General features: G+C 60.2%; 27 protein-coding genes and 1 pseudogene. 10 read left to right on the forward strand and 18 right to left on the reverse strand.

The annotated features are described in order from the left end of the window. The first annotated feature begins 38 nt into the window (after nt 1-38). On the forward strand, nt 39-836 hold the full coding sequence (locus VSQ83_RS06960) for an acyl-CoA thioesterase (protein WP_219261601.1): 798 nt from the start codon (nt 39-41) through the stop codon (nt 834-836). Here the strand turns inward: VSQ83_RS06960 and VSQ83_RS06965 are convergent, their stop codons facing one another. The 3 genes from VSQ83_RS06965 to VSQ83_RS06975 all read right to left on the reverse strand — a co-directional run bounded on the left by VSQ83_RS06965 (nt 837) and on the right by VSQ83_RS06975 (nt 3,726). Then, a complete protein-coding gene (locus VSQ83_RS06965; RefSeq protein ID WP_219261600.1) occupies nt 837-1,082 on the reverse strand; it encodes a terminase in 246 nt (81 codons plus the stop codon). A 99-nt stretch (nt 1,083-1,181) separates the two neighbouring features. After that, complete coding sequence (locus tag VSQ83_RS06970; RefSeq protein WP_326425840.1) at nt 1,182-2,663, reverse strand: methyl-accepting chemotaxis protein; 1,482 nt, start codon at nt 2,661-2,663, stop codon at nt 1,182-1,184. 256 nt (nt 2,664-2,919) lie between these two features. Further along, a complete protein-coding gene (locus VSQ83_RS06975; RefSeq protein WP_326425842.1) occupies nt 2,920-3,726 on the reverse strand; it encodes a TatD family hydrolase in 807 nt (268 codons plus the stop codon). A gap of 237 nt (nt 3,727-3,963) precedes the next feature. Here VSQ83_RS06975 and VSQ83_RS06980 point away from each other — a divergent pair, with 237 nt between their 5' ends. The 3 genes from VSQ83_RS06980 (at nt 3,964) to VSQ83_RS06990 (ending at nt 6,473) form a co-directional block, all read left to right on the forward strand. Continuing rightward, nucleotides 3,964-5,382, forward strand: a complete 1,419-nt coding sequence (locus VSQ83_RS06980; protein WP_326425844.1) for a transglycosylase SLT domain-containing protein — start codon at nt 3,964-3,966, stop codon at nt 5,380-5,382. A 103-nt stretch (nt 5,383-5,485) separates the two neighbouring features. Further along, nucleotides 5,486-5,920 carry a DoxX family protein gene (locus VSQ83_RS06985; protein WP_133079354.1) on the forward strand — a complete coding sequence of 145 codons (435 nt, stop codon included), beginning with the start codon at nt 5,486-5,488 and terminating at the stop codon, nt 5,918-5,920. 244 nt (nt 5,921-6,164) lie between these two features. Next, entirely contained in the window at nt 6,165-6,473 is a 309-nt protein-coding gene (locus VSQ83_RS06990; RefSeq protein ID WP_133079355.1) for a class I SAM-dependent methyltransferase, read from the forward strand. A 225-nt stretch (nt 6,474-6,698) separates the two neighbouring features. Here the strand turns inward: VSQ83_RS06990 and VSQ83_RS06995 are convergent, their stop codons facing one another. The 4 genes and pseudogenes from VSQ83_RS06995 to VSQ83_RS07010 form a co-directional block, all read right to left on the reverse strand. Continuing rightward, a complete protein-coding gene (locus tag VSQ83_RS06995) occupies nt 6,699-7,976 on the reverse strand; it encodes an NAD(P)/FAD-dependent oxidoreductase (RefSeq protein WP_133079356.1) in 1,278 nt (425 codons plus the stop codon). Continuing rightward, nucleotides 7,969-8,373, reverse strand: a pseudogene (locus VSQ83_RS07000) (hypothetical protein); the annotation flags it as partial. The gene VSQ83_RS06995 and the pseudogene VSQ83_RS07000, both read right to left, overlap by 8 nt. Before the next feature lie 51 nt (nt 8,374-8,424). Further along, on the reverse strand, nt 8,425-9,372 hold the full coding sequence (locus VSQ83_RS07005; RefSeq protein ID WP_133079358.1) for a dihydrodipicolinate synthase family protein: 948 nt from the start codon (nt 9,370-9,372) through the stop codon (nt 8,425-8,427). Nucleotides 9,373-9,421: 49 nt separating this feature from the next. Next, nucleotides 9,422-10,348, reverse strand: a complete 927-nt coding sequence (locus VSQ83_RS07010) for a 4-hydroxyproline epimerase (protein WP_326425846.1) — start codon at nt 10,346-10,348, stop codon at nt 9,422-9,424. A 166-nt stretch (nt 10,349-10,514) separates the two neighbouring features. On the opposite strand from VSQ83_RS07010, the gene VSQ83_RS07015 reads away from it, so the two are divergent. Then, complete coding sequence (locus tag VSQ83_RS07015) at nt 10,515-11,288, forward strand: AraC family transcriptional regulator (protein WP_219261596.1); 774 nt, start codon at nt 10,515-10,517, stop codon at nt 11,286-11,288. Between the two features lie 3 nt (nt 11,289-11,291). On the opposite strand, the gene greB is transcribed toward VSQ83_RS07015, so the two are convergent. The 3 genes from greB to VSQ83_RS07030 are packed head-to-tail and all read right to left on the reverse strand — an operon-like array spanning nt 11,292 to nt 15,011. Continuing rightward, nucleotides 11,292-11,789: a transcription elongation factor GreB gene (gene greB, locus VSQ83_RS07020; RefSeq protein WP_133079361.1), complete on the reverse strand. Its 498-nt coding sequence runs from the start codon at nt 11,787-11,789 to the stop codon at nt 11,292-11,294. A gap of 34 nt (nt 11,790-11,823) precedes the next feature. Next, the gene (locus tag VSQ83_RS07025) at nt 11,824-14,328 is read right to left on the reverse strand and encodes an ABC transporter permease (RefSeq protein WP_326425849.1); all 2,505 of its coding nucleotides are present in this window, start codon (nt 14,326-14,328) and stop codon (nt 11,824-11,826) included. Next, nucleotides 14,328-15,011, reverse strand: coding sequence for an ABC transporter ATP-binding protein (locus VSQ83_RS07030; RefSeq protein WP_133079363.1), 684 nt, complete (start codon nt 15,009-15,011; stop codon nt 14,328-14,330). Before VSQ83_RS07030 ends, VSQ83_RS07025 begins: the two co-directional genes overlap by 1 nt. Before the next feature lie 10 nt (nt 15,012-15,021). Between VSQ83_RS07030 and VSQ83_RS07035 the strand changes: the two genes are divergently transcribed. The 3 genes from VSQ83_RS07035 (at nt 15,022) to VSQ83_RS07045 (ending at nt 17,105) form a co-directional block, all read left to right on the forward strand. Beyond that, nucleotides 15,022-15,627: an arylesterase gene (locus VSQ83_RS07035; RefSeq protein WP_326425851.1), complete on the forward strand. Its 606-nt coding sequence runs from the start codon at nt 15,022-15,024 to the stop codon at nt 15,625-15,627. A 58-nt stretch (nt 15,628-15,685) separates the two neighbouring features. Next, nucleotides 15,686-15,979, forward strand: a complete 294-nt coding sequence (locus tag VSQ83_RS07040; RefSeq protein ID WP_003446817.1) for a hypothetical protein — start codon at nt 15,686-15,688, stop codon at nt 15,977-15,979. A 97-nt stretch (nt 15,980-16,076) separates the two neighbouring features. After that, nucleotides 16,077-17,105 carry a L,D-transpeptidase family protein gene (locus VSQ83_RS07045; RefSeq protein WP_219261593.1) on the forward strand — a complete coding sequence of 343 codons (1,029 nt, stop codon included), beginning with the start codon at nt 16,077-16,079 and terminating at the stop codon, nt 17,103-17,105. Nucleotides 17,106-17,243: 138 nt separating this feature from the next. On the opposite strand, the gene oprI is transcribed toward VSQ83_RS07045, so the two are convergent. Continuing rightward, nucleotides 17,244-17,495, reverse strand: coding sequence for an outer membrane lipoprotei OprI (gene oprI, locus VSQ83_RS07050; RefSeq protein WP_003172710.1), 252 nt, complete (start codon nt 17,493-17,495; stop codon nt 17,244-17,246). 498 nt (nt 17,496-17,993) lie between these two features. Here oprI and VSQ83_RS07055 point away from each other — a divergent pair, with 498 nt between their 5' ends. After that, nucleotides 17,994-18,275, forward strand: a complete 282-nt coding sequence (locus VSQ83_RS07055; RefSeq protein WP_019827604.1) for a GNAT family N-acetyltransferase — start codon at nt 17,994-17,996, stop codon at nt 18,273-18,275. A 49-nt stretch (nt 18,276-18,324) separates the two neighbouring features. On the opposite strand, the gene VSQ83_RS07060 is transcribed toward VSQ83_RS07055, so the two are convergent. From VSQ83_RS07060 to VSQ83_RS07090, 7 genes are all read right to left on the reverse strand, one after another. Next, nucleotides 18,325-19,422: a 2Fe-2S iron-sulfur cluster-binding protein gene (locus VSQ83_RS07060; protein WP_326425853.1), complete on the reverse strand. Its 1,098-nt coding sequence runs from the start codon at nt 19,420-19,422 to the stop codon at nt 18,325-18,327. 1 nt (nt 19,423) lies between these two features. Continuing rightward, a complete protein-coding gene (locus VSQ83_RS07065) occupies nt 19,424-20,488 on the reverse strand; it encodes an aromatic ring-hydroxylating dioxygenase subunit alpha (protein ID WP_219261591.1) in 1,065 nt (354 codons plus the stop codon). A 240-nt stretch (nt 20,489-20,728) separates the two neighbouring features. Beyond that, complete coding sequence (locus tag VSQ83_RS07070; protein WP_326425856.1) at nt 20,729-21,829, reverse strand: DUF2817 domain-containing protein; 1,101 nt, start codon at nt 21,827-21,829, stop codon at nt 20,729-20,731. Nucleotides 21,830-21,858: 29 nt separating this feature from the next. After that, nucleotides 21,859-22,626, reverse strand: a complete 768-nt coding sequence (locus VSQ83_RS07075; RefSeq protein ID WP_326425859.1) for an ABC transporter ATP-binding protein — start codon at nt 22,624-22,626, stop codon at nt 21,859-21,861. Nucleotides 22,627-22,653: 27 nt separating this feature from the next. Further along, nucleotides 22,654-23,367, reverse strand: coding sequence for an ABC transporter permease (locus VSQ83_RS07080; protein ID WP_019827609.1), 714 nt, complete (start codon nt 23,365-23,367; stop codon nt 22,654-22,656). Further along, nucleotides 23,364-24,053: an ABC transporter permease gene (locus VSQ83_RS07085; protein WP_219261614.1), complete on the reverse strand. Its 690-nt coding sequence runs from the start codon at nt 24,051-24,053 to the stop codon at nt 23,364-23,366. The genes VSQ83_RS07080 and VSQ83_RS07085 overlap by 4 nt, the downstream gene beginning before the upstream one ends. Nucleotides 24,054-24,164: 111 nt before the next feature. Then, entirely contained in the window at nt 24,165-24,935 is a 771-nt protein-coding gene (locus tag VSQ83_RS07090; protein ID WP_133079372.1) for an ABC transporter substrate-binding protein, read from the reverse strand. Between the two features lie 348 nt (nt 24,936-25,283). Between VSQ83_RS07090 and VSQ83_RS07095 the strand changes: the two genes are divergently transcribed. Then, the gene (locus tag VSQ83_RS07095) at nt 25,284-26,219 is read left to right on the forward strand and encodes a LysR substrate-binding domain-containing protein (protein ID WP_326425862.1); all 936 of its coding nucleotides are present in this window, start codon (nt 25,284-25,286) and stop codon (nt 26,217-26,219) included. The last annotated feature ends 42 nt before the right edge of the window (nt 26,220-26,261 follow it).

Consider the following 26,261-nt stretch of genomic DNA (forward strand, 5'->3'; position numbering starts at 1 on the left):
GGTAGTATCCCGTCATATTTTTCTGTTTTGAGGTGCACATGCAGTTTTGCGAATTGGTTGCGGCGGTGCGCGACACGCCCCTGAACGTCACAATCCCGGCAGACTGGGGGCAGGGACGTGCCAGCTTCGGCGGGTTGGTGGTGGCCTTGCAGTACGAAGCCATGCGCGCCCATGTGTCTGTCGAGCGGGCCTTGCGCTCGCTGGCAGTGAGCTTTGTGGGCCCGGTTGCCGCCGATGTGCCGATCAGCTTTGAGGTCGAGGTGTTGCGCGAAGGCCGGGCCGTCAGCCAGGTCGTAGGCCGCGCCGTGCAGAACGGTCAAGTGATGACGCTGGTGCAAGCCAGTTTTGGCGCGTCGAGGGAATCAGCGGTGAGCGTCGACAGCGTACCGGCCCCGGAAATGAAAGCTGTGGCGCAGTGCCCGCTCTTGCCCTGCATCAAGGGCATCACCCCGGAGTTCATGGGGCACCTGTCCATGGCCTGGGCCGTTGGCGCATTGCCGTTTACGGGCCGCGGGACGCGTGAAATGGGGGGGTGGGTGCGTCTTGCCGGGGAGGTTCAGGATGAACCCCTGACTGAAACCCACTTGCTGGCACTGGTCGATGCCTGGCCACCTGCGCTGCTGCCACTGCTGAACAAGCCGACAGCGGGCAGCACGCTGACCTGGACCATCGAATTTGTGCAGCCATTGCCCAAGGCCAGCACGCTGGAGTGGTGCAAGTACCTGGCGGTCATCGAGCATGCCCGTGACGGTTACGGCCATGTGGCGGCCAACCTGTGGGCGCCGGGTGGCGAGCTGATTGCAATCAGTCGCCAGACCGTAGCCGTCTTCGGCTGATCAGAAGGTCTGGCTGTTCTCTTGCGTGCGGCCCTGGTGTTGCAGGATCAGCGCCGCAAACAAGGCAACCAGGCCGATCACCGCGCTCGTGGCGTTTTCACTGAACACGCCCGACACCAGCAGTAGAAAGGCCACCACCATAATGGGGATCGCGATCAGGTTGATCGCCTGATGCGTGCTGCCCTGATGGCTTTGCGGGTTGGAGCGCCATTGCCAGGCCGGTAAGTTTGGATGACGTTTGCCCATGATTGCTCTCCTTGTTCGAGGGTTCAGTTGTCGCTGAACCGGATAAACAAATCATAGATTTATGGCCGCCCCACGGCGAATCAACAATGGCTATTGGCCTTATAGTTTTAACTGACCAATGGCTATGTTCAGTTGAGCGGCCAGGGTTGCCAGCTCATTGCTGGTGGTGGCCGACTCGACGGTTTGTTGCACGGTGTTTTCGGTGACATCACGGATGCTCACCACTGCGCGGTTCATCTCTTCTGCCACCTGGCTTTGCTGCTCGGCAGCCACGGCAATCTGCGTGTTGCTTTCACGCATCTGCGCCACGGCATGGGTGATTTCGGCCAAGGCTACACCCGCTTCCTGGGCCTGCTGTACGCAGTCGTCGGCCTTGAACGAGCTTTCCTGCATGAAGTCCACCGCGTCACGGGTGCCCGCCTGCAGGGCCGAGACCATTGTGGTGATTTCGTCGGTGGAGGTTTGCACGCGTTTGGCCAAATGCCGCACTTCATCGGCGACCACGGCGAAGCCCCGGCCCATTTCGCCTGCGCGAGCGGCTTCAATCGCTGCGTTCAAGGCCAGCAGGTTGGTCTGTTCGGCAATGCTGTGAATCACACTGACGACGCTGTTGATCTTCTGACTGTCCTGGGCCAGTTGCTGGATCATCTCGGCAGTGGTTTGGACCCCGGTGGACAGGCTGGCGATGGATTGCTGCACGCGGCTGACCACCTGCTGGCCGCTGCCGGCCAGGTTGTCTGCTGTCTGTGACAGGTCGCGGGTGGCGCCCGCGTGTTGCGCAATGTGATAGACGGTGGCCGTCATTTGATTGATCGCGGTGGCGGCCTGGTCCGTCTCGCTTTGCTGGCCGAGCATGCCGTGGCGTACCTCGTCCATGCTGCTGGCCAGGCGGGCGGCACCGGCATCCAGTTGCGCGGCGGTTTCGGCCACGGTATTGACCACGCGCTGGTAGCCGGCCTGCATGGCGTTGAAGGCGCTGGCCATCTGCCCGACTTCATCGGTACAGGCCAAGGGAACCCGGGCGGACAGATCGCCGGTTTGCTCGACATGCAACATCACGTCTTTCAGGGTATTGAGCTGGCTAAGCAGGAAGCGGATCAGCAATTGCGAGGCGCAGAGCATGGCCAGCATCAGGATCAGCACTGCGCCTGCATAGTTGGGCAGTCGCTCGACAAATACCTGGGCCAGGCTTGGCGTATAGGCCAGTACCGCGATTTTTTGTCCGTCATCGCGGGTCAGCACATCGGCGCCCAACAACAGATCGTGGCCGAACAGCGGCATGGGATTGATCGAAATCCAGCCCTTGGCGCTGTTTAGCTGTGGCAGGGGTTGATCGTCGACGCTGGCGATCTGGTTGGGTTCAAGGCGCAGCAAGTGCCGGGTTTCAGGCAAGGGTTGCCCGGCGGGCCATGCCTTGAGCAAGTGCGCCTGGTCCCGGGCGTTGGCCTGGGCGGCGGCGCTGCGCGATTGTTGCTCAAGCTGCACGGCGTAAAGCACCAGCAGCAGGGTGGTGACAAATGCCACCCCGTTGACGGCCCAGAATTTGTATTTGAGCGAGATGTTGCTAAGCCAGGTACCCATGGGAGGTCTTCTCTGATTTGGCGCAAACAATATTGGCAAGGTGCCATCATTGTGCCGCTATTCAGTGACGATCTTGTTGATGTGGGTCAACCCTGTGGGTTAGACAAACTTCGTAGTCGCTGACGAGGAACGAAGGCTGCGAGCTTTCGCCTGCTCCGCAGTCGTTGCAAAACTATCAGGACTGCGTTTGGGAATGTATCCGGGATACTTCACCAAAAAGCTCGCAGCCTTCGTTCCTCGTCAGCGACTACTCAGATCAGGCGACCACCGGCAACCCATAAAACGCCCGGGCACACGCGGTGGTGTGCTCAGCCAGGTCCTGTTCGCTCTCGCCACGATGCACGGCCACTTCACGAAGCACGTCGGTCAGGTAAGCCGGTTCGTTACGGCCATTTTTCGGTTTGGGCCGCAAGGTACGGGGCAGCAAGTAGGGCGCGTCACTTTCCAGCATCAGGCGACCCCGGGGGATGTCCCGTACCAGCGGGTGCAAGTGGGTGCCGCGGCGCTCGTCGCAGATCCAGCCGGTAATGCCGATGTGCAGGTCCAGATCCAGATAACTGAACAACGCCTTTTTCTCGCCGGTGAAACAGTGCACTACGGCGGCGGGCAAGCGATCGCGGAAGTCGCGCAGGATTTCCAGTAACCGCTGGCTGGCATCGCGCTCATGCAGAAAAACCGGTAACTGCAGATCAACAGCCATTGCCAGGTGTTCTTCCAGCACTTTTTCCTGCTGGGCACGGGGCGAGAAGTCACGGTTGAAGTCCAGGCCGCACTCACCGACGGCGCACACACCGGGCTCCTTGAGCAAGGCAAGCAAGTGTCGGGCGCTGTCGCCGTTCCAGTCACTGGCCGAGTGCGGGTGAATGCCGGCGGTGGAGAACAGTCGCTGACCGCTTTCATCCAGCTCGCGGCACAGTTGCAAGGCCTGTTCGCTGCCTTCAACGCTGGTGCCGGTCAGCACCAATTGGCACACGCCGGCCGCGTAAGCACGGTCCAGGACCGCCTGGTGTTTGCCGTCGAAGCTTGGATTGGTCAGGTTGACGCCGATATCGATGAGTTGCATGGTGCTACCTCAGGCCACAAGCCGCGAAGCATATCAGAGCTGTAGATTTATAAGAAAAACCAAGAACTACAGACAGTTATGGTTGTCTTTGAATGCCGCAACAACGCAATGCCCGGTTTTCTTCAGGGCGCATTGACTGTTTTGCGCGCTGTTTCCAGCGCTTAAAAGCCCCAAAAAGGGCAACCGGTTGTCGGTTAATCCGACAGGGTGCTGGGCTGTATGCTTTCCGGAGAACGGATGACAAGACCGACGCTATTGATTGCGCTGTGCCTGATGCTGATGCCGCTCCCGGCACTGGCACGACTGGCCGGACCCTTGCAGGTCGGGCAGCCGAGTCAGGTCCGCGATCTGGCGCAAATCCGCAGCAGTCAGGTGCTGCGGGTGCTGGTCAATCAAAGCCGCAACAGTTCGGGTGAAGTGCAAGGCCAGGCCATTGGCGTTGAATACCACCGTCTGCGGGCGTATGAACGCTTTCTCAACAGCCATGCCCGCGACGGCCAGGAAGTCACCCTCAAGATCATTCCCAAAGCCAAGGACCAGCTTCTCGGGGCCTTGTCCCGTGGAGAAGGCGATGTGGTTGCGCCGGGGGAACTGATCGATTTCAAGCCCACCCGCGCCATCAGCGCCAGTGACCCGATCGTCGACGATGTGCCGTTGCTGCTGGTGGGGGTCAAGGGCGAGCGCCGCTTTACCCACCTGGAACAACTGTCGGGACGCACGGTGGCGTTGACCACGGGCAGTGCAGCGGGTGCCGCGGTCAATTTGATCAATCAAAAGCTGGCGCTGCGCAAATTGCCGCCGGTCAGGATCGAATGGGTAGACCCGACTCTGGCCGTGGAAGATGTGCTGGAAATGGTGCAGGCAGGCATTTTTCACCTGACTATCGTTGAGCGCCCGATTGCCGAGCGCTGGGCCACGTTGATGCCCAAGCTGCGTTTTGACCGCAAGGTGCTGGTCAGCGAACCCGAAGCGATGCGCTGGTACGTGCGCCGTGATGCCTCGATGTTGCGTGCCAGTATCGACCGCTTTCTGGACGGTTATAAGGCACCGGCCGATCAGGATGTGGCGTTTGAGCGGGTTTATCGCCGCTTGTACCGGGTGCATAACCCTTTGGCCCGAGCCGACCGGCAGAAGCTTGAAAAACTGCGTCCGGTGTTGCAAAAGCATGCCCGGCAGCAGGGGATGGACTGGTTGAACCTGGCGGCACTGGCGTTCAAGGAGTCTACCCTTGACCCGAATGCCAAGGGCGTTGGCGGGGCGACGGGGCTGTTGCAAATCACCCCCTCTGCGGCGCAACGGGTGGGGGTCAACAATATTCAAAACGTCGATAACAATGTACAGGCCGGTGCCCGGTACCTGGCGTTGATCCGTCGCAAGTTCTTTGCCAGCCCCAAACTCAACGAGCGCGAGCGCATGGCCTTTGTCCTGGCGGCCTACAACATGGGCCCCGAGCGAGTACAAGGCATGCGGGCCGAGGCCCGGCGGCGCGGATTGAACCCCAATCAATGGTTCTTTCAGGTTGAACGTATTGCCATGGAGCAGGTGGGAATGGGCGCTGTCAGCTATGTTAATAGCGTGAATAAATACTATTTGGCCTTTGATCGGGAGCGCGACTCCCTGGAACCCGCAAAAGCTGAACTGGCTTCACGCAAGTAATCGAATAAACTGATAGTTATATTGGGTTTATTCGACTTTTAACATTCTAAAAACTGATTAGTATGGCGAGCATTCCCCAACTGATTACCTAAAGGATTCCACCATGAGCAAATTGATCCATACCGTACTGGGCAGTCGCGCAGGTTATGGTTTGACTGTTTTGCGTATCTTCGTAGGCATCATCTTTGCTGCTCACGGTTCGCAAAAACTGTTTGGCTGGTTTGGCGGCGGGGGGTTGGCAGGAACCGCGCAATGGATGGAAAGCATCGGCCTGGCACCGGGCACGCTGATGGCAGCGCTGGCGGGCGGTACCGAGTTTCTGGGTGGTCTGGCGCTGATCGTGGGGCTGCTGGCGCGACCTGCGGCATTGGGTCTGACGTTCACCCTGCTGGTGGCGATTTTCTCGGTGCATATCCACAACGGTCTGTTCATGGCCAACAACGGTTATGAATTTGCCCTGGCCCTGCTGGGCGGCACTATTGCGGTATTGTTCGAAGGTGCAGGCAAGGTGTCCCTTGACCGTGCGATAACCGACTGAAAACCGAATGTTCGCCAAAAGGCCCGCCCAGCGCGGGCCTTTTTCGTTTTACTGGATTGTTGACAGTTGTAAGCCGGTTTATCTAGGATGTTTTCTTGCGCCGATTTAAACAGCTACTTGCGGGGCGCCAGAGGGTCCAGGGACCGTCTAAGAGGCTTGAAGCACGCCTCGAAATACCGCTAAAGCGCTGGTTCGGTGATGCCTCTCACCTGCCACGCAGAATCTTGAGGCGGAGAACCGATACATGAGTCACCCACGTCCCCTAGTACGTCTTGCACCGATCTCGGCCAGTCCTGCCTTGCGCAACCCAAAAATCCTCCTGGGCGGTAAACACCAGCCCACACTGCTGCGTTGCCTGGACGGCTGGCCGCGTCGCAAGGGGCGGGCTACTGCGTTTTTGATCCAGTTTGTGGAAGAGGGTGATCAGCTGGCGCGATTTGCCGCTGACAGTTTCGACCTGGCAGTGATCCAGTCCCCCGGCGCCGATGATGCCGAGCGAGTGATTCACCACCTGACCCGCGTGTGCCGCCAGGGGCTGATAACCCTGCGTTGAATCCACCTGAAACCCTGTAGTCGCTGACGAGCTCCGCGAGGCGGCGTTCGGCGGCGCAGCCGTCGTAAACCTTGCGGCTCGATGTGTCAGGTATAGCGCGTATTCAGGGCTTACGACCGCTGCGCGCTCGGACGCAGCCTCGTTCTACTCGTCAGCAACTACAGGGCCACGGGGTTTCAGAGTTACAGTGTTTTCAAGCAACAAAGTAGCGACAGGCTTCGTGGTTCAGAATCTATCCAGGCGGTAGGGCTCCAGTGCCGGTAAATCACGGGAGCTACCGGGCAATGCCAACTGCGTAATCATTTCTGCAGTCACCGCTGCCTGGGTCAGGCCCAGATGCTGATGACCGAAAGCAAGCAGCACCTTGCCGTCGCACACGGTGTCGATGATCGGCAACGAGTCTGGCAGCGACGGCCGAAAGCCCATCCAGGGCGTGGCGGCTTCTGCGCTCAAGTCCCGACGGAACAACCCTTTGCTCAGTCGATGCAGCTGCCAGGCGCGCTCCATGCTCGGTGGGGCCTGCAACCCTGCGAACTCAACCGTACCCGCCAGCCTCAGACCGTCAGTCATCGGGGTCATGATGAACTTGCGCTCCAGCGAGGTGACGGCAAAAGGCAGCCGGTCATGTTCGTGGGGCAGCATCAGGTGATAACCGCGCTCGGTATCCAGAGGGACCTTTTTGCCGGTCAGCTCGGCAGTGAGTTTCGCCGAGTGGGCGCCGCAGGCGATCACCACTCGCCGGGCCGTCACCCGGCCCTGAGGGGTGACCAGGTTCACGCCGGCCTCGCTCAGTTGCCCGCCCGTGACCGGTTGCTTGAGGAACTGCACACCACAGGTTTTGGCGGCGTTTACCAGTTCGCAGACCACGCGGTAGGGGTCGATAAAATGCCCGGTAGCCGGAAAAAACAACCCGCCCTGAATCTGCTCGCTGAGTTGCGGTGCGGTCTCGTGTACCGCCCTGGCCTGCCAGAACTCGACCGGTACCTGTTGCTGACGCATGCGCGCCTGAAGTGCTTCGAGCGCCGGGCGCGATTCAGGTCGCTCGTAGACCAGTAACGAGCCGTCCTCCCTCATCAGACCGGGGCAGTCAATGCCGTCGAGCAGCCGGTGCCAGGCCTGCAGGCTGCTCTCGTTGAGGGCGCGGATACCGGCGACGGTGCGCTGGAATGGCGCCGGGCGCAGGTTCAGCAGCAGGCGGGTAAACCAGGGCAGGGCGCGGGGCATGTATTTCCAGTCCAGGCGCAGGGGGCCCATCGGGTCCATGAGCATGGCGGGCAAGCGCTTGAGAATGGACAGGTCGGCAATCGGGAATACCTGTTCGGTTGCCAGGTGCCCGGCATTGCCGAATGAAGCACCCTGGCCCGGTTCCTGTTGGTCGATGACCACCACCCGCAGGCCCTGGCGCGCCAGCTGCAGGGCGCAGGCGACGCCGATAATGCCAGCCCCGACCACTGCGATGTCAGGGGTCGGGTGCGCGCTGTTCGAGCTGAAATGATCAGGCATTGGGTTGGGCTTCTCTGTGGCCATCGAGCAGGCGACGCAGTTGCAGAGGATTGTCATGCTTGAGTGCGCTGGGCAACAAGCTGTCCGAGGTGGCCGGGAAAGGACCGCCGTGGACCATCGCGTCGCACACCTCAACCCCGGTAGGCCAGCCGTTGACCAGCAGGCGTCCGGCTTTCTTTACCCGCTCGGCTGCGGCGCTGATGAATAGATCCAGAGCGGGGCCTTGGTGGGCAATGACCAGCCCCGGGTTGGTGCAAAACTGGCCAGCCCCTTGGGTCAGGGAGGCCACAAAGCCTTGTGCCAGGGCTTCGCCGCTACCGGTGATGGCTTGCTGACCGATCAGCATGTTGCCTGTCAGAGTCATGACGTGTTCCTGGGAAAATGGGGTGGGGCGCGAGCAAGGCGGCGCACCTGATGTGCGCCGCGGGCTTGAGGGTGTGGCGAAGCCTTAGGCGACGCTCTGTTCTGCGGACCAGTTTTTGTACCACTGGCGGAACAGGGTGTACTGGTTCTCGGCGTAATGGCGCTGGGCATCGCTGAGCGCGTCGGTTTCGTTGAAGTGCAGGGTGTATTCGGTGTCGCCATTGAGCACCATCAGGTGCTTGTAGTAGAGCACCAGGTCGGTGCCTTCATCGAATGACGAGAGCACGCCAAGGGCGGCTTCCAGCTCGCGGGCCAGACGGCGGGCCTTGGGATCACCGGTGGCGGCCTGCTTGCTCAGGGCTACCAGTTGCAGCACTTCCCGTGGCAGGGCGTTGCCGATACCGGTGATGGCGCCGGTGGCGTTGCAGTTGACGAAACCGTGGACCACTTGAGTATCGACACCGACCATCAGGGTCACGTCATCGTCCTTGGAGGTGATGTTTTCGGCGGCGTAACGCATGTCGGCAGCACCGCCGAACTCTTTGAAGCCGATCAGGTTCGGGTATTCGCGGCGCAGTTCGAAGAACAGGTCGGCGCGGGTGGCGAAGCCATAATAAGGGCTGTTATAGATCACCGCCGGCAGCTCTGGAGCCGCCTGCAGGATGGCGGCGAAATGGGCTTTTTGTGCAGCAGGCGAGGCTGCGCGGGACAGCAGTCGCGGAATCACCATCAGGCCCTTGGCGCCTACCTTGGCTGCGTGCGCTGCGTGGGACACGGCTTCGCGACTGTTTACGGCGCCGGTGCCGACGATGGTCGGGATGCCCGCAGCCACCAGTCGTGCCACACCTTCCTGACGTTCGGCCTCGGTCAACAGAGGCCAGTCACCCATTGAGCCGCAGTAAACGACTGCGCTCATGCCGATGTCGATCAGTTCGCGGCCTTTGGCGACCAGGGCGTCGAAATCCGGCTTGCGCTGGGCGGTGCAAGGGGTCATCAGGGCAGGCATGCAGCCGGTGAAAATGTTGTCGCTCATTGCTGTAACTCCTGGAGTCGTTTATTCGGACGGGTGTGGAACCGGGGGCTTAAATGCCCCACGCGAAAGGATCTTTTTCGTCAATCAGCAGCGTGCTGTCGGCGGTCATGAAGGCCTGGCCGGTAATGAACGGGCGGATACGTTCGCCTTCCCACTGGTAGCTGCCGACGAACTGGCTGGCGGTAATGCTGGCTTGCACCCAGGGCTGGCCTGGAGCCAGTTTTCCATCGGCCGCCAGGCATGCCAGCTTGGCGCTGGTGCCCGTGCCGCATGGGGAGCGGTCGTAGGCCTTGCCCGGGCACATGACGAAGTTGCGGCTGTCTGCCTGGTCGTCGTCGGCAAACAGTTCGATGTGGTCGATCAGGGCGCCGTCTTCGCCGTGGATACCCTGGGCCTCCAGGGCTTTGAGCATCGCCCAGGTGTACTCGGTCAGGGCTTCGACGTTGTCCAGTTGCAGGGCATGGCCATGATCGGAAACCAGGAAAAACCAGTTGCCGCCCCAGGCGATATCGCCGAACACCTGACCGTGCCCCGGTACTTCAACGGCCACCTGCTTGCGGTAGCGGTAAGCGGGCACATTGCCCACGGTCACGCTGCCATCCTCATGCAGGGTGGCGCTGACCGGGCCGACCGGGGTGTCGATTTTGTGCTCGCCGGTCTCGATCAGGCCCAGGTGGTGCAGCGAGGCAACCAGGCCTATGGTGCCGTGCCCGCACATGCCCAGGTAGCCGGCATTGTTGAAGAAGATGACGCCGCAGGTGGCATCTGGCGAAACCGGTTCGCAATACAGCGCGCCGACCAGTACATCATTGCCGCGAGGCTCCAGCAGGCAAGCCCGGCGCCACTGGTCATGCTGGTCGCGCAAGGCATCGCGCTTCTCGACCATGGTATGACCGGACAGTTGTGGAAAACCTTTGATCACCAGGCGGGTGGGTTCGCCGCCGGTGTGTGAGTCAATGATATGTACCTGCTTCATAAACCTATCCATTAGAAGAGAGCAGCGGCCGGGAGGTATGCGATGTCTTTAGATTGAAGGCTTGAAGAGGTTTGCGATTGATCTTTTCGGTTGATGCCGATGACGAAATCGGCACAATGGCCCAAGGCTGGTTTCGCACAGGTTGTGCAGTTTTGGAGTGAGACTCATGACGCAGAATGCTTTTGCAACCCTGTGCCAGGGGAGCGACCTGAGTCGTCCCGAGACCCTTGAACAGTTGCTGTCAGGCGTTGCGCTTTTGCTGCCGATGCTGGATGTGATTCCCAATGCCGCGATCTTTATCAAGGACATTCAGGCGCGCTACGTCTTGGCCAACCGCACGCTGGTGCAGCGTTGCGGCTTGAAGCAGTTGCAACCCCTGCTGGGCAAAACCAGCGCCGAGGTATTTCCTGAGCAATTGGGGCCTGGCTATACCGAACAGGATCGACGCGTGCTGGAGCAGGGGCTGGTACTGGAAGATCAGCTGGAACTGCATTTGTACGGGAGCCGGGAGCCGGGCTGGTGCCTGACGCACAAGCGCCCCCTGTACAACCGGGACGGTGCAATCATCGGCCTGGCCGGGATTTCGGTTGACCTGCAGTCGGCCAGTGACACTCACCCGGCCTATCAGCGGCTGGCGGCGGTAGACGAGCACATCCGCCTGCATTTCAACCGTCGCGTGACCCTGGGCGAGTTGACGCGCATTGCCGGGATTTCAGTGGCGCAACTGGAGCGGTACTGCAAGCGGGTGTTCCATCTTACGCCGCGGCAGATGATTCAGAAGGTTCGTCTGGAGCATGCTCATCGTCTGTTGCTGACCGATATCCCCATCACTGAAGTTGCCCTGCAGTGCGGCTACACCGACCACAGCGCGTTCACCCGACAGTTCAAGGCATTGACCGGCTTCACCCCGCGTCAGTACCGACAGGCCACGGCACCCTGAGCACTACGGGTAGTCAATCGCGACGATGTACACCCACTGCTCCCCGGTGGGTGTCTGTACCTGGACTTCGGCATCCAGTGCCTTGCCGATCAGCGCCCGGGCAAGTGGGGAGTCGATGCTGATCAGGCCTTGCTTGAGGTCAAGCTCATCGGGCCCGACGATGCGGTAGCGCGACTGTTTGCCGTCTTCATCTTCAATGGTGACCCAGGCGCCGAAATAAACCTTGTTCGGATCGCTGGGTTTTTCGCTGACCACCTTGAGGCTTTCAAGGCGCTTTGTAAGGAAGCGCACGCGGCTATCGATCTCGCGCAGCATTTTTTTGCCGTAGGTGTATTCGGCGTTTTCAGAGCGGTCGCCCTGGGCTGCGGCTTCACTGACAGACTGCGTCACCTGGGGCCTGCGCACGTGCCACAACTCGTGCAGCTCGGCGCGCATCCGCGCTTCACCTTCAGGGGTGATCAGCGCGGTGCCGGCAGGGCGGGGAGGGCGATAGCGGCTCATGGGCAATCCGTGTGCAGAGGAGGGCGCGAGTCTATCAGCCCTCGCGCAACACTGTCAGCGGGCTGGCATTGAGCGCTCTGCGCGTCCCAAACACGCCTGCTGCCCCCACCATCAAGGCGCCCAGCACCGGCAACAGCAGCAGCCACGGGTGCGGGGACCACGGCAGGTCAAACGCAAAGCGGTAAAGCACCAGGCTGACCAGCTCGGCGCCTAACGCTGCGAGCAAGCCGCTGGTGGCACCCAGCAGGCCGAACTCGATGCGCCTGGCCTTGATCAGCAACTGCCGCTCGGCTCCCAATGCCCTGAGCAGGGCGCCCTGGCGAATGCGTTCGTCCAGGGTGGACTGCAAGCCGGAAAACAGCACCGCCATGCCCGCTGCCAACACGAACAGCAGTACGTATTCCACGGCGATGGTCACTTGCGCCAGGATGCTGCGCAACTGCTCAAGCAGGGCATCGATGGGCAGAATGGTCACGGCCGGAAAGCGGCGCGACAGCTCGATGACTTCCTTGTCGTGCCCCGGTGCCAGGTAAAAGCTGGTGAGGTAGGTGGCCGGCAAGTCCTGCAAGGTGCCGGGTTGGAAAATCATGAAGAAGTTGGGCTGGAAGTTGTCCCAGTTGATGCTGCGCAAACTGGTGACCTGTGCTTCACGGTTGACCCCGGCCACGGTGAAGATCAGGCGATCGCCCAATTTCAGCTTCAGGCTTTCGGCGACTTTGGCTTCGACCGAGACGCCGGGTACATCGGCGGCTGGCTGTTGGGTCCACCAGGTGCCTGCGGTCAATTCGTTGTCCGCAGGCAGGTTGGCCGCCCAGGTCAGGCTCAAATCGCGCTGAATGGCCCGGTCGCCGCTGGAGTCCTTGCTGACGATGTCTTGCACCGGCTCGCCATTGATACTGATCAAGCGCCCCGGAATAACCGGGTACAGCGGCGCAGCCTGAGCCTGTAGGGTCATCAGGTGGGCGCCGAATGCGTCCTTGTCGGCGGGCAGGATGTTGAGGGCAAAGTAGTTGGGCGCGTCCTTGGGCAACTGGTTTTGCCAGGTGTCGAGCAGTTCGCCGCGCAGCAGGGCGATCAGGCCCATCGACAGCAGGATCAGGCCAAAGGCCAGGGCCTGGCCCGCGGCTGCCAGCGGGTGGCGCAGCAACTGGCCCAGCCCCAGGCGCCAGGGTAGCGAGGCGCGTGCCAGCAAGCGGCGCAGGCTTTGCAGGCCCAGCAGCAGGATGCCGCCCAGCACCAGCGCGGCAATCACGCCACCCCCCAGCAGGGCGAACGTCAGCACCAGATCGAGGCTCATGCGCCACATGATCAGGCCCAGTGCCAGCAGCGCCGCACCGTAGACGGTCCAGGTGCTGGCCGGGATCGGCAGCATGTCGCGTCGCAAGACCCGCAGCGGCGGTACGCGACCCAGTGCAGCCAGTGGCGGCAATGCGAAACCTGCCAGAGCCACCAGCCCGGTGCCCATCCCGGCGATCGCCGGCATCAGGCCGCCGGGCGGCACGTCAGAGGGCAGCAGGTCGTGCAGCAGGGCGAACAGTCCGAGTTGGGCCAGCCAGCCAAGCACGGCGCCTGCAAGGCTCGCCAGCAGCCCGAGCACGGCCAGTTGCAAGGTGAACAGCCACAGGGTTTCGCGCCGCGACAGGCCCAGGCAGCGCAGCAGGGCACTGGCATCGAAGCGGCGATTGGCAAAGCGCGTTGCAGACAACGCCACGGCCACGCCCGCCAACAGGACCGCCACCAGGCTGGCCATGTTCAAGTAGCGCTCGGCCTTGCCCAGCGCCCCGCCGATTTGTTGATTGCCATCACGACCGTCCAGCAGGCGCTGGTTGGGGTCCAGGCCGGGTTTGATTAACCCTCGATAGGATTCAAGGGCTGGCGCTTCACCTCGCCACAGTTCGCGATAGGTGACCCTGCTGCCCGGTTGGACGATCCCGGTGGCGGCCAGATCCTCCAGGTTGATCAGCACCCGCGGGGTAAGGCTGTACAGATTGCCGGCGCGGTCAGGCTCGTAAGTCAGTACGCGGGAAATGCGTACGGTTTTTGAACCGACATCGATTTGATCGCCGATGTTGAGATCCAGGGCGGTCAGCAGTCGGGCTTCGGCCCAGGCTTCCCCGGGTCTGGGGCCACCGCCGGGTTGTTCTTCGGCATAGGGTTGAGGGGCGCTTTTCAGTTCGCCGCGCAACGGGTAGGCATCGTCTGCCGCCTTGATGCTGGACAGCTGAATGCCGTTGTCGGTAGCGATCACGCTGGCAAACTCGACCACGCGAGCGTGCTTGAGTCCCAGGTCGGTGCCGACCTTGATTTGCTCTTCACGGGCCGGGGAGCTGCCATCAAGCACCAGGTCGGCGCCCAGGAACTCGGTGGCGCGCAACAGCATCGCGCCATTGAGGCGGGCACCGAAGTAACCGATGGCGGTGCTGGCTGCGACCGCAACCAGGAGGGCAAAGAACAGCACGCGCAACTCGCCTGCGCGGGCATCGCGCAGCAATTGGCGTACGGCAAGGCTTAGCAGGCGCAACAGCGGCAGGCGTGCCATCAGGGCTCCAGAGGGCCGACCAGATGGCCAGCTTCAAGGCGGATCAGGCGACGGCAGCGATGGGCCAGGCGTTCGTCGTGGGTCACCAGCACCAGGGTGGTGCCGCGTTCCTTGTTCAGTTCGAAGAGCAGATCGGTGATGCGCTCGCCGGTGTGACTGTCCAGGTTGCCGGTGGGTTCATCGGCAAACAGCACATCCGGGTTGGCCGCAAATGCCCGTGCAATGGCGACTCGCTGTTGTTCACCGCCGGAAAGCTGGCGCGGTGAATGGCTCAGGCGCTGGCCCAGGCCGACCCGTTCCAGCAAATGGCGGGCATGTTCGCGGGCGTCCTTTCGGCCCTCAAGCTCCAGGGGCAGCATGACGTTTTCCAGGGCGTTGAGGCTGTCGAGCAACTGGAACGACTGGAACACAAAACCCACGTGTTCGGCCCGAACCCGGGCTCGCTGGTCTTCGTCCAGAGTGCTCAGGGCCCGACCGGCCAGAATCACTTCACCTTGGCTTGGCAGGTCCAGGCCAGCCAGCAAACCCAGCAAGGTGGACTTGCCCGAGCCGGATGCGCCGACAATCGCCAGACTGTCGCCCTTGCTCAATTCAAGGTTCAAGGGGTGCAGGATGGTTAACTCGCCTTCCGCGCTGGGAACCACTTTGCTAAGGTTCTGCGCGGTGAGAATACTTTCGCCCATGGAGAATCCAATGCGTGTGTGGTTTTTAAGTGCTGCTCTGGCCCTGATGTGCATGGCGCAGACGGCAACGGCGGGAACAATACTGATTGTTGGCGATAGTATCAGCGCGGCTTTCGGACTGGATACCCGTCTGGGATGGGTGTCTTTGCTCGAACAGCGACTCAAGGAGCAAGGATACGACGACCAGGTGGTCAACGCTTCGATCAGCGGTGACACCAGCGCTGGAGGGCTTGCGCGCCTGCCTGCGCTGCTTGCAGAGCATAAACCCGATGTGGTGATTGTCGAATTGGGTGGCAACGATGGACTGCGTGGCCAGTTGCCAGCGCAATTGAAACAAAATCTTGCAGGCATGATTGACGCCTCCAGGCAGGCGGGTGCCAAGGTGCTGTTGCTGGGGATGCAGTTGCCGCCCAATTACGGTGCGCGCTACACCCAGGCTTTTGCCGCCGTGTATGGCGAACTGGGCAAGGAAAAAAACGTCCCGCTGGTGCCGTTTTTCCTTGAGGGCGTGGGGGGCAAACCCGAGCTGATGCAGGCCGATCGCATCCACCCGGCGGTCGGGGCGCAGGGGCTTTTGCTGGATAATGTGTGGCCGGCGCTAAAACCCCTGCTTTGATGCTTTTCTAGTGGCAGTGTTTCGGCTAAGGTGGCGCCCCCCCGATTTGGAGCCCCCGATGTCGCGTCCTGCCTGGTCTTTATATGCCTATCAACTGATCGAGCCTGACGAACAGCTCGATCTGTTCGCCTGCCAGGAGGTACGGGTGCATCTGGTGACGCGTCAATTGGAGCTGGGAGGCACCATTGACCGTACGTTGTGTGGCTCGTTGCTGCCTGCCCAGCCGCGCTGGTCGGATGTCACTCGCAAGGTCTTTCAAGACCACCGGCTATGCCCGCTGTGCAGGGCAATTATCGAGTCCCAGCGGCGTGGCACCGAGCCTATCTGGCCAGAGTTACGCTTTGAACTATGATGTTACCTGTTTGATGCCCTAGCCGGCTCACGCTCCCCGTGGGCGCGGTGTACACTCCCTTTTTTGTCCCCCGTTGATTATGCGAAGGATGTTCCGGATGTTGTCGCGCCTACCTGCCGTCACCCGCTACCTGTCAGTTGCCGCACTTTGTGTTGCGGGTCCCGCTGTTGCGCTTGAATTCCCGCTGCCACCGCCTGGCGAAGATGTGGTCGGCGAAGTGCAGGTCATCAAGGGCAAGTACGAAGACTCCTTTGCTGATCTGGGAAACAAGTACGAACTGGGCTATTCGGAAATGATCGCAGCCAACCCGGGAGTGGATGCCTGGTTGCCGGTCAAGAAGAACCTGGATGGTACGATCGTCGACACCGATATCGTGTTGCCAACCCAGTTCATCCTGCCGCCGGGCAAGCGTGAAGGGATCGTGATCAACCTGGCCGAATATCGTTTGTATTACTTCCCCAAGGACCAGAGCAAGGTCTACACCTTCCCGCTGGGGATTGGCCGCGAAGGTTGGGGCTCGCCTCTGGGCCAGACCAAGATCACCGCCAAGACACCCAATCCGACCTGGACGCCACCGGCTTCGATCAAGGCCGAGCACGCCAGAAATGGCGATCCGCTGCCCAACGTCGTGCCTGCAGGGCCTGACAACCCGTTGGGCCCTTTCAAGTTCACGCTTGGCATGCCGGGTTACCTGATCCATGGTTCGAACGCCAAGTTCGGCATTGGTACCGGAACCAGCCATGGCTGCTTCCGTATGCTGAACCAGAACGTCCTTGAAATGTCGCGAATAGTGCCTGTCGGAACACCGGTGCGAATCATCAACGAGCCGTACAAGATTGGTGTCAGCGGCGGCAAGGTCTTCCTTGAGGTCCATGAGCCGTTGAACGTCAAGGATGGCTCGCTGCTGGCCGTCAGCGACAAGTCCCATTTGACCCCTGAAGACTTGCAAAACAAGTACGCCGCGTTCATGAACTTTTTGCTCAAGCACAAAGCCCTGGAAAACAACATCCAGATAGACAAGGACAAGGCGTTCCCTGTTGTGGGTGCCGAGACCGGTATACCTGCAGAGATCGGCATATCCAATTCGCCAGTGGCGGATGGCCAGTCTCTGGATTACGTGCAGTAAAACGCACTAAAAACGCGCAATAAAAAGCCGCCGCGGTTAATACCTTCGGCGGCTTTTTTATTGCCTGCTTAGTGGCCGGCAGGCAATAAAAAAGCCGACCTATAAATAGGTCGGCTTGATAACAATCCCGAAGGACTATTACTTGCGGCTTGCTTTTTCAAGCATGCGCAGAGCGCGCTCGTTTGCTTCATCAGCAGTCTGTTGTGCTTTTTGAGCAGCAGCCAGAGCTTCGTCAGCTTTACGGTAGGCTTCGTCAGCACGAGCCTGGGAGCGAGCTGCTGCATCTTCAGTTGCAGTCAGACGGGCTTCAGTTTCTTTAGATACGCTGCTGCAACCGGTAGCCAGAACTGCGGCCAATGCCAGAGCAGAGAATTTCAGAACGTTGTTCATCGTGTTCCCCTTCAAGGACTTTCTAATTAAAGCTGCTCCTTCAAAGTGAGGAAACAGCCGGCGTACATAGTACCCATTACTTGTAGTAAGTAAAATGACCTAGCGCAAGAACCAAAAAAAATATTTGGTCAGCATTGTTGATAGGCTAGCTTTAACTGATTGTGCTTGTAAAACAGTCAGTTTGGAGTGCGGTCAGGGGCGTGCTCGTTGAGGGCACAACGTGACTTTAAGTGTGGTTCTACGTCATAGCCTCAACCTTCCGGAAATGTTCAGGGCTACTTTAAGGTTGTCGGGCTGACGAAACGTTTGAGCAGGCTTGTTTTGCGGACAATTGCCGACCCCATGAATTGAACATTTGCATTGAGAGTGGCTACTCTTTAATCAGGCCGGTTCACACATTCTGTGCTGGCAGCGCGTGCCTGATGGCGTAGTAGTTCCCTCGGCGGAAAAACAACAGTAAGGTAGGGGTCACGGTACAAGACCCGCGAAGGAGCAATGATGAGCGAGGCGTTGTCTATCCACCATGACCAGGCAGGTCACCAGTTTGAGACCACTGTCGACGGTCATCGTGCTTACCTGACCTACATGGATCTGGGCAAGCAGACTCTGGATATCTATCGCACGTTCGTGCCTAACGCCCTGCGTGGTCGGGGTATTGCGGCAGCATTGACGGAGCAGGCGCTCGATTACGCCGACAAGATGGGGTACGAGGTGATTCCTTCATGTTCGTATGTCGAACGTTACATGGAGCGTCACAAGCGCCCTCAGGCCAATACCTGAAACCAGATTCATAAAAACGCCGGGCTTGCCCCGGCGTTTTTGTGTCTGGCTACAACTGCACGGTAATGGCGCTGGTGGGGCGTGTGCAGCACAGCAGGATGTCACCGGGTTGGGGTGTATCCAGGGGTTCTTCCAGATACTCCACGGTGCCCTCCTGCAGCCGGACCTGGCAGGTGTTGCACAGCCCCGCACGGCAGTTGAAGGCGGGCTCCAGCCCGGCCTGTTCGGCCAGTTCCAGCAGCGAGTTACAGCTTTCATTCCACATCACCCGAGTGCCGGACGGCATGAAGCAGACACTCAGGGTGTTGTCATCCGTGCGTGCAGCAGTCGGGACGATGGCGGTTTCTGCAACCGCACTGACTTCGTCTTCTTCCAGCACGGCGGCCGGTCCAAAAAATTCATAGTGAATACGCTCCCTGGCGACCCCGAGGCTGCGTAACAGGCGCCAGTTTGCCTGCATGAACGGACGGGGACCGCACAGGTAGACATCGTAATCGTCCAGTGGCAGCAACTGTTGCAGGGTTTGGCGCGTGATCAGGCCTTCGCTGTGATAACGCCCTCTGTCGTCTGCAGCCGGGTTGCGGTAGCAGAAATGCACGGCAATGCCCGAGCGCCTGTCGGCCAGCGCCAGGACCTCCTCGCGCAAGGCATGTACCGCCCCGTTCTCGCAGGCATGCACAAAGTGCACGGCCCGGCCGGATTGCTGGCTCAGGGTGTGGAGCATGCTGACCATCGGTGTCAGACCGACCCCGCCGCTGAACAGCAGCACAGGCCGGGTGCTGATCTCGTCCAGCACAAACGTGCCGGACGGTCCCGCCACTTCCAGCAGGTCTCCCACCTGCACACAGTCGTGCAGATGGCTGGAGCCCAGCCCGGAGGGCAAATGGGGCTGGTCGAAGGGCGCAGGTTCGCGCTTGACCGAAATCCGCACCTGGCACCCATTGGTAGCGCCGGCACTGAAGCTGTAATTGCGTAGCACCGTGCTGCGGTCTGTCAGTGTCAGGCGCAGTGTGAGGAATTGGCCGGGGCGAAAATCAAGCTGGCTGATACCGTCTGCGGGCGCCAGGACGAAGGAGGTGATGATTGCACTTTCAGGTTGCTTGTCGATCACCCGCCAGGCGCTGAAACCCGGTGTTTGAGTGCTCATCTCAGGCCTCCACGGCATTCGGGGCGGACACCAGCGGAATCAGTTCCTGGGGTTGCTCAAGGGCAATCAGTCGCGCGAGATTGCGTCGAAACCGCAGCGGCCCCGCGTCGGAAGCCAGGTCAATATTCGGGCTGCGCTTGTGGGTCATGCCCTGATGCACAGCGCTGAGTACAACCCGGTCCTCGGCAAACGCGTGGCGCACGTCTTCGTCAAACTGACGGGAAATGTCCTCGTTGTCCTGGTCGAAATTACGCACTTGAAACCAGTAGTAGCGCGTGTTCGAGTCGTCGATGGGGGTCATGAAGTTGTAGGAGTTCATCAGGAATACCTGCTCATGCAGCGCGCCGTCATCGCTGCCTGTGCCCGCCGGGGTGAAGATGGCCTTGATGATGGCCTGGGCCGGGTAGTGGACTTCGTAGTGTTGCTTGCGATCACAGTGGCCGCTGAATTTGACGAACTTGGCATAGAAGGGCGCGACTTCAACGTCACGCATCCAGCGCGAAACGATCACGCCGACATCGGTCACTGTGGTTTGCAGCGGTTCCTGGGCGCAGGCGGCATTGCCGAAAGAGGACTGGTGGACCCAGGCCACATGGGACGGATCAAGCAGATTGTCGGTCATGTACAGGTAGTTGCAAGGAATGATCATGCTGTCGCCACGGTTCAGGCCCCAGTCAGGATCGCCCCACTCGGGTACGTGACAGATCTTGTCGGCATCGGCCAGTCCGGCGTCGCCCATCCAGATCCAGATCAGGCCGTAACGCACCTGCAGCGGGTAGCTGCGCACTTTGGCGCCTTTGGGCACATGGCTGCTGCCAGGGGCTTTTACGCAGCTGCCGGAGCAGTCGAAGGTCAGGCCGTGATAGCCGCACTCGATGTCATCGCCTTTGCGTCGGCCCAATGACAGCGGCAGCTTGCGGTGCGGACACGCATCCTCCAGGGCTACCGGGGTGCCATCACCCTTGCGGTACAACACGACAGATTCGTTGAGCAGCTTGACCGCAAGCAACTCCTCACCCAACTCGGTTTCACTGGCTGCGACATACCACGCGTTGCGCATAAACATGCGGTCTCTCCTTATTATTCTGGTGGTGCCCTGTGCGAGGACGAGACCAGAATAAGAGGCATCGCATGAGTAAGAATAGAGGTCTAAAACTGTTGTGTGTTTTAGTTTTTCTTAACTGATAGGCGTCGGATACGCGAAAAAACGGTGGGAGCGGGCTTGCTCGCGATGCAAGCAACACGGCACATCCGGCACGCTGCGCTAATGCCATCGCGAGCAAGCCCGCTCCCACAGGACAAGGGTCTACCGGGTAAGTGACGCTAGCGCCCGCTCCCAGATCTGCCGCGTACGCACCCATACAAGCTCTTGCCAGTCAGGGTCGGCCGGGAAGAATTGCTCCAGCAGTTTGAGTTTGATCTGTCGGGCTTGCGGGCTGAACAGGTCACCGTGCAGGTGCAGCCACTGGTCGTCGCGCAACACCCCGTGAATCTGCTCGCCGGGATAGGTGCCGCACTCGATCACAAACGGCATCAACCGCACGTGCGGCAGGGCATCAATCAGCGCTTGCGAGGTGTACCCGGTAGCCGTGGCGGCGACGCCTGTATCGCTGTGGCTGCCAGCACCGGTCATCAGGGTGAACAGCCACGGGCCAAACAGTCGCTGGGCATCCTCAAGTGCCGGATAAGGTGCCTGGGCGATGGTCATCAGCATCGGATGGCCGTAATCACCGGCACCGGTGTGCAGGTCAAAGCACATGACGCTGCTGGCGTGGGCCACATGCTCCTGCAAGATCGTGTGCAAGGTGCGATTCGACCAGCTGGCGCCATTGCCGCCGTAAAACAGCCCGTCGGGATGGTGATACTGGCCCGCTTCGACAATCGACATCACCGCCGACCAGCCGTCGCGCTGAACCCGTGCATTGAGCAGGGCATCGACCTGTTCGCGTTGCGGTCCGCGCAGTTGGTCGCAGGTGTAGATCCCGTGCAACGCTTCGTAAGCCTGGTTGTCGGGCGGTGGCTGGTTGAAGTCCAGGTGGTTGCGATTGAGGTCGATATTGTCTTCGTTGACCCGGCGCATCCAGGCCGTGCCCCACGGGTTGATCAGGTGAATCATCAGCACGGCGACATCATCGGGCAGGCTGCGCTCGCCAAAGGTGTGCAGCCATTGGCGCTGACAGTCGGAGCCGTAGTAGCCCTCTACACCGTGGGTGCCGCTCAGGGCCACCAGCAAGTGTTTTGCCTGGGGGTTGCCAATGAGGGCAACGTCGGTGCCAAGCGCCTCGCCGAACGGGCCGCGAAGCGGATGCGGGTACTCGTAAAGTTGTGCGCCTGCCTCGTTGGCCGCCGCCAGGAACTGCTCACGCTGGAGGGTAAAACTGCGGTGTGAAGGGAAACCTGTTGTCATGCCTTGCTCCTGTTGAACGACTTGCCTGCTCACTTCAAGCGCCCGGAAAGAAATTGGGTCAAGCGCTCGCTCTTGGGGTTGACCAGCACGTCGCCCGGCGGGCCTTGCTCCTCAACCAGCCCCTGATGAAGGAACATCACATGGTTGGACACATTGCGCGCAAAGCCCATTTCATGGGTCACCACCACCATCGTGCGGCCCTCTTCGGCCAGGGCCTGCATCACTTTGAGCACTTCACCGACCAGCTCCGGGTCCAGGGCCGAGGTGGGTTCGTCGAACAGCATGACCTCCGGCTCCATCGCCAGTGCCCGGGCAATGGCCACACGCTGCTGTTGACCGCCGGACAGGTGAGACGGGTACTTGCTTTCGACCTCGGGTGCCAGACCCACCTTGTGCAAGTATTGGCGCGCCCGCTCGATGGCTTCCTTGCGCTTGATGCCGAGCACATGGACCGGGGCTTCGATGATGTTTTCCAGCACGGTCATGTGTTGCCACAAGTTGAAATGCTGAAACACCATTGCCAGCTTGGTCCGCACTTTCTGCAGCTGACGCGGGTCAGCCACGCACAGTGCCCCGTTCAGATCCTGTCGGGTGCGGATGGGTTCGTCGTTCACCTTGATGCTGCCGGCGCAGGGTTGTTCCAGAAAGTTGATGCAGCGCAAAAACGTGCTCTTGCCTGAACCGCTGGAGCCAATGATGCTGATCACGTCCCCGGCCTTGGCCTTGAGTGACACGCCCTTGAGGACTTCGTGATTGCCGTACTTCTTGTGCAGCCCTTCGATACTGAGTTTGTACATGCTCGATGTTCTCCAGGTGACGCCGGTTCAATGGGCCTGCGGTTGCAAGAAGGCTAGCCAGCGGTTTTCGCAGCGGCGAAACAGCCAGACCAGGGTAAAGACCATCACCGCGTACAACACGGCGGCCAGGCCAAAGGCTTCAAACGAGGAGTAAGTGGCCGAGTTCACATCGCGGGCGACCTTCAGCAGATCCGGCACCGTGGCGGTGAATGCCAGCGTCGTGGAGTGCAGCATCAGGATCACTTCGTTGCTGTAGAACGGCAGCGAGCGGCGCAGCGCCGAAGGCAAGATGATGCGCCGGTACAGGGTGAACTCGGACATGCCATAGGCGCGGCCGGCTTCAATTTCGCCATAGGGCGTGGCGCGGATGGCGCCCGCGAAAATCTCCGTGGTGTAGGCGCACGTGTTGAGGGCAAAGGCCAGCAGCGTGCAGTTGATGCCCTCGCGAAAGAATGCATCCAGCGTCGGTTGGTCGCGCACCACCTGCAGGCTGTAAATCCCGGTGTAGAGAATCAGCAGCTGGATGTACAAGGGGGTGCCGCGAAACACGTAGGTGTAGAACCACACCGGAAGGCGCAGCAGCGGATTGCGCGATACCCGGGCTACCGCCAGCGGCACGGCCAGGGTGCCGCCGATGGCGATAGAGGCAACCAGCAGCCACAAGGTCATGGCTACGCCCGAGAGTTGATACCCATCGAACCACAGGTAGGATTTCCAGTATTCCTGGATGATTTCGTTCATAGCTGGGCACCTCTGACGCCGACCGAATAGCGGCGCTCAAGCCACATCAATACACCGTTGGACACCGTGGTCAGGGCCAGATAAATCAGCCCGCCGATCACGCTGAAAAAGAACAGGTCCATCGAGTTCTTGCCGGCATCCTGGGTGACTTTGACGATATCGATCAAACCGATGATCGACACCAGCGCGGTCGCCTTGATCAGTACCTGCCAGTTATTGCCGATGCCCGGCAGCGCGAAGCGCATCATTTGCGGGAACAGCACGCGGATGAAGACCTGGCGCCGATTCATGCCGTACGCCACGGCTGCCTCAAGCTGGCCTGCCGGCACGGACTGAAAGGCGCCGCGAAAGGTTTCGGTGAAATACGCCCCGTAAATGAAGCCCAGGGTCAGTACCCCGGCGGCGAACGGGTTGATATCGATTTGCTCGACCTGCAGCCATTCGGTGAGGTTGTTCAGCCAGATTTGCAGGCTGAAGAACAGCAGCAGCATGATGACCAGATCCGGCACGCTACGGATCAGCGTGGTGTAGCCCGCTGCCAGGTAGCGCACGGCCGGTTGCCTGGACAGCTTGGCTGACGCGCCGATCAGTCCCAGCGTGACGGCCAGCAGCATCGACAGCAGTGCCAGCTGGATTGTCGCCAGCGTCCCGTCGACGATCAGTGAGCCATAGCCCTGTAAGAACATGTTCTGTCGCTCCATGGGCAACGACGGTCCGCAGACCGGTTGCACGAAAGTGAACTGCAAGGCACCGGATTACCTGCATGCAGGTGATCCGGCACCGTTCAGACGCGGGCTTCAGTTATAGATGTCGAAGGTGAAGTACTTTTTCTGGATCGTGTCGTAGGTGCCGTCCTGGTGCATCGCGGCCAATGCCCGGTTGATGGCTTCGAGCAGTACCGGGTCGTCCTTGCGCAAACCGATGGCGATGCCTTCGCCGAGGATCTCGATGTTGGACACCGCGTCGCCGGCGAAGGCGAAGCCGTTGTTTTTGCTGGTTTGCAAAAAGCCGATATCGGCCACTGCCGCATCGGTCAGGCTGGCGTCGATCCGGCCGCTGACGAGGTCGGGATACAGCAGGTCCTGGTTGGGGTAGGTGACCATGATCACCCCTTGCGGCGCCCAGATGGCTTTGACGTAAGCCTCTTGAGTGGTGCCTTGGGCGACGCCCACGCGTTTGCCTTTCAGCGATTCCGGGGTCGGCAGCAAGCCGCTGTCTTTTTTGGCGATCAATCGGTTAGGGGAGTTGTAGAGACGGTCCGAGAACGCGACGTTCTTTTTGCGCTGCTCGTTAACGGTCATGGCCGACAACACCGCGTCGAATTTCTTCGCCCGCAAGGCAGGGATGCTGCTGTCGAACGGGGTCTCTACCCATTTGCACTTGACCTTGAGTTCGGCGCAGATGGCATTGCCCAGATCAATATCAAAACCCACCAGTTCACCCTTTTCGTTTTTGGATTCGAAGGGTGCGAAGGTCGGGTCGACGCCGAAGCGAATCTCGGTCAAGTCCTTGGCCAGGATGCCGGTGGATGTCAGGGCTAAGACAGCTGCGAGGACAAGTTTTTTCATTTTTATTTTCCTTTGTCTGACGGGGGCGGCGTGATGACCGTGCTACAAATACGTTGTGCATTGATCGTACCTGTATATACATGATGAGCAATTTACAGGCCAATTCCGCTGGATGGCGTGCCAGAGCAGTTGCCTGGATAGGTTAGGGCCAGGAATGCACGGGACATGTCACTCAACAACGGTGTGTCGTTACGTAGAGTTACATTCGTGTGGGAAATTTCCTCGTTCTGCTGCGGGGGTGGCAAGACCAGAATACGAGGCTTTCATTTTTCTAAAAGAGGGTGAAAGCTGCGGCTTCCTATAGCTGAGCTAAAGTATCAACCCGTCGATTTGCCTCAGGAGATGCTGATGAACAGCTTGCCTTCCCTGCGTGCCCTGCAGGTTTTTGAAGCCGTTGGACGTTTCGGCGGGATTGTTGAGGCGGCCAGGCGCCTCGGGATTTCGGCAGGAGCGGTGAGCCAGCAGATGAAGCTGCTGGAAGACACTCTGGGTTTGAGCCTGACCCACAAGGTCGGCAAGCGCATCCGCCTGACCGTTGCCGGTCAGCGTTACCACGAGAGTTGTGCTGCGGCTTTTGAAAGTCTGCGCGTTGCCCAGACCGAGGTCGAACGCTCGAAAAATGCCAGCAACCTGCGCATCAGTGCTTTGCCGTCGTTGCTCTCGGAGTGGCTGGCACCCCACGTCTATGCCTGGCAGGACGAGCATCCGCAGCTCAATGTGTTTCTCGACGCCAGCCATGCCGAGCCCTCTACTGAGGGGTATGACATCGACTTTCGTTTCACCTACGGCGATTACGTGGCGGGCGAAAACGCTATCGAGCTGTACCGCGATTGCGTGGTGCCCGTGCTGAGCCCGCAGTTACTACGCGCCGACGCTGCGCTCAATAGCCCCAGGGACTTGTTGGCGTATCCCTTGCTGTCGATTGACTGGTTGCCCAAGTTCGCGTCGCCACCGTCCTGGCGCGACTGGTTCAAGGACCGGCAGGTGGACTGTGAAGGCCTGCGTGATGGTTATCGGGTCTATTCACTGTCGTCCATGGCGATCCATGCGGCGCTGGCGGGGCAGGGCGTGGTGCTGGCGCAGTATTCGATGGTGGCTGATGCGTTGGCGCAAGGGCGCCTGATCATGCCGTTCGCCCACGGCTTGCCCTTGCCTTCGGCGTATTTTCTGGTGGGTGCAAAGGGGGCTTTTGACAAGGCGCACTGTCGCGACTTTCATCGCTGGATGGTGGCCAAGGGGCGGGAACAGAGAGTGGCGAGTCAGCGGTTGCTGGAGAACACATAACCTGAAACCAGCGTGGGAGCGGGCAAGCCCGCTCCCACCTGT

Origin of the sequence: Pseudomonas sp. DSV-1 (genome assembly GCF_035830915.1) — a bacterium.
GTDB lineage: Bacteria > Pseudomonadota > Gammaproteobacteria > Pseudomonadales > Pseudomonadaceae > Aquipseudomonas.

Excerpts from the sequence above, each read along its gene's own strand:
- VSQ83_RS06995 (WP_133079356.1), bottom strand. The coding sequence starts at position 7,976 with ATGCCTGATCATTTCAGCTCGAACAGCGCGCACCCGACCCCTGACATC.
- VSQ83_RS07055 (WP_019827604.1), top strand. The coding sequence starts at position 17,994 with ATGAGCGAGGCGTTGTCTATCCACCATGACCAGGCAGGTCACCAGTTT.
- VSQ83_RS06985 (WP_133079354.1), top strand. The coding sequence starts at position 5,486 with ATGAGCAAATTGATCCATACCGTACTGGGCAGTCGCGCAGGTTATGGT.
- VSQ83_RS07040 (WP_003446817.1), top strand. The coding sequence starts at position 15,686 with ATGTCGCGTCCTGCCTGGTCTTTATATGCCTATCAACTGATCGAGCCT.
- VSQ83_RS07025 (WP_326425849.1), bottom strand. The coding sequence starts at position 14,328 with ATGGCACGCCTGCCGCTGTTGCGCCTGCTAAGCCTTGCCGTACGCCAA.
- VSQ83_RS07065 (WP_219261591.1), bottom strand. The coding sequence starts at position 20,488 with ATGTTTATGCGCAACGCGTGGTATGTCGCAGCCAGTGAAACCGAGTTG.
- VSQ83_RS07005 (WP_133079358.1), bottom strand. The coding sequence starts at position 9,372 with ATGAGCGACAACATTTTCACCGGCTGCATGCCTGCCCTGATGACCCCT.
- VSQ83_RS06990 (WP_133079355.1), top strand. The coding sequence starts at position 6,165 with ATGAGTCACCCACGTCCCCTAGTACGTCTTGCACCGATCTCGGCCAGT.
- VSQ83_RS06965 (WP_219261600.1), bottom strand. The coding sequence starts at position 1,082 with ATGGGCAAACGTCATCCAAACTTACCGGCCTGGCAATGGCGCTCCAAC.
- VSQ83_RS06975 (WP_326425842.1), bottom strand. The coding sequence starts at position 3,726 with ATGCAACTCATCGATATCGGCGTCAACCTGACCAATCCAAGCTTCGAC.
- VSQ83_RS07090 (WP_133079372.1), bottom strand. The coding sequence starts at position 24,935 with ATGAAAAAACTTGTCCTCGCAGCTGTCTTAGCCCTGACATCCACCGGC.
- VSQ83_RS06960 (WP_219261601.1), top strand. The coding sequence starts at position 39 with ATGCAGTTTTGCGAATTGGTTGCGGCGGTGCGCGACACGCCCCTGAAC.
- VSQ83_RS07075 (WP_326425859.1), bottom strand. The coding sequence starts at position 22,626 with ATGTACAAACTCAGTATCGAAGGGCTGCACAAGAAGTACGGCAATCAC.
- VSQ83_RS06980 (WP_326425844.1), top strand. The coding sequence starts at position 3,964 with ATGACAAGACCGACGCTATTGATTGCGCTGTGCCTGATGCTGATGCCG.
- VSQ83_RS07010 (WP_326425846.1), bottom strand. The coding sequence starts at position 10,348 with ATGAAGCAGGTACATATCATTGACTCACACACCGGCGGCGAACCCACC.
- VSQ83_RS07035 (WP_326425851.1), top strand. The coding sequence starts at position 15,022 with ATGCGTGTGTGGTTTTTAAGTGCTGCTCTGGCCCTGATGTGCATGGCG.
- VSQ83_RS07030 (WP_133079363.1), bottom strand. The coding sequence starts at position 15,011 with ATGGGCGAAAGTATTCTCACCGCGCAGAACCTTAGCAAAGTGGTTCCC.
- oprI (WP_003172710.1), bottom strand. The coding sequence starts at position 17,495 with ATGAACAACGTTCTGAAATTCTCTGCTCTGGCATTGGCCGCAGTTCTG.
- VSQ83_RS07070 (WP_326425856.1), bottom strand. The coding sequence starts at position 21,829 with ATGACAACAGGTTTCCCTTCACACCGCAGTTTTACCCTCCAGCGTGAG.
- VSQ83_RS07015 (WP_219261596.1), top strand. The coding sequence starts at position 10,515 with ATGACGCAGAATGCTTTTGCAACCCTGTGCCAGGGGAGCGACCTGAGT.
- VSQ83_RS07045 (WP_219261593.1), top strand. The coding sequence starts at position 16,077 with ATGTTGTCGCGCCTACCTGCCGTCACCCGCTACCTGTCAGTTGCCGCA.
- VSQ83_RS07085 (WP_219261614.1), bottom strand. The coding sequence starts at position 24,053 with ATGTTCTTACAGGGCTATGGCTCACTGATCGTCGACGGGACGCTGGCG.
- VSQ83_RS07080 (WP_019827609.1), bottom strand. The coding sequence starts at position 23,367 with ATGAACGAAATCATCCAGGAATACTGGAAATCCTACCTGTGGTTCGAT.
- VSQ83_RS07060 (WP_326425853.1), bottom strand. The coding sequence starts at position 19,422 with ATGAGCACTCAAACACCGGGTTTCAGCGCCTGGCGGGTGATCGACAAG.
- VSQ83_RS07095 (WP_326425862.1), top strand. The coding sequence starts at position 25,284 with ATGAACAGCTTGCCTTCCCTGCGTGCCCTGCAGGTTTTTGAAGCCGTT.
- VSQ83_RS06970 (WP_326425840.1), bottom strand. The coding sequence starts at position 2,663 with ATGGGTACCTGGCTTAGCAACATCTCGCTCAAATACAAATTCTGGGCC.
- greB (WP_133079361.1), bottom strand. The coding sequence starts at position 11,789 with ATGAGCCGCTATCGCCCTCCCCGCCCTGCCGGCACCGCGCTGATCACC.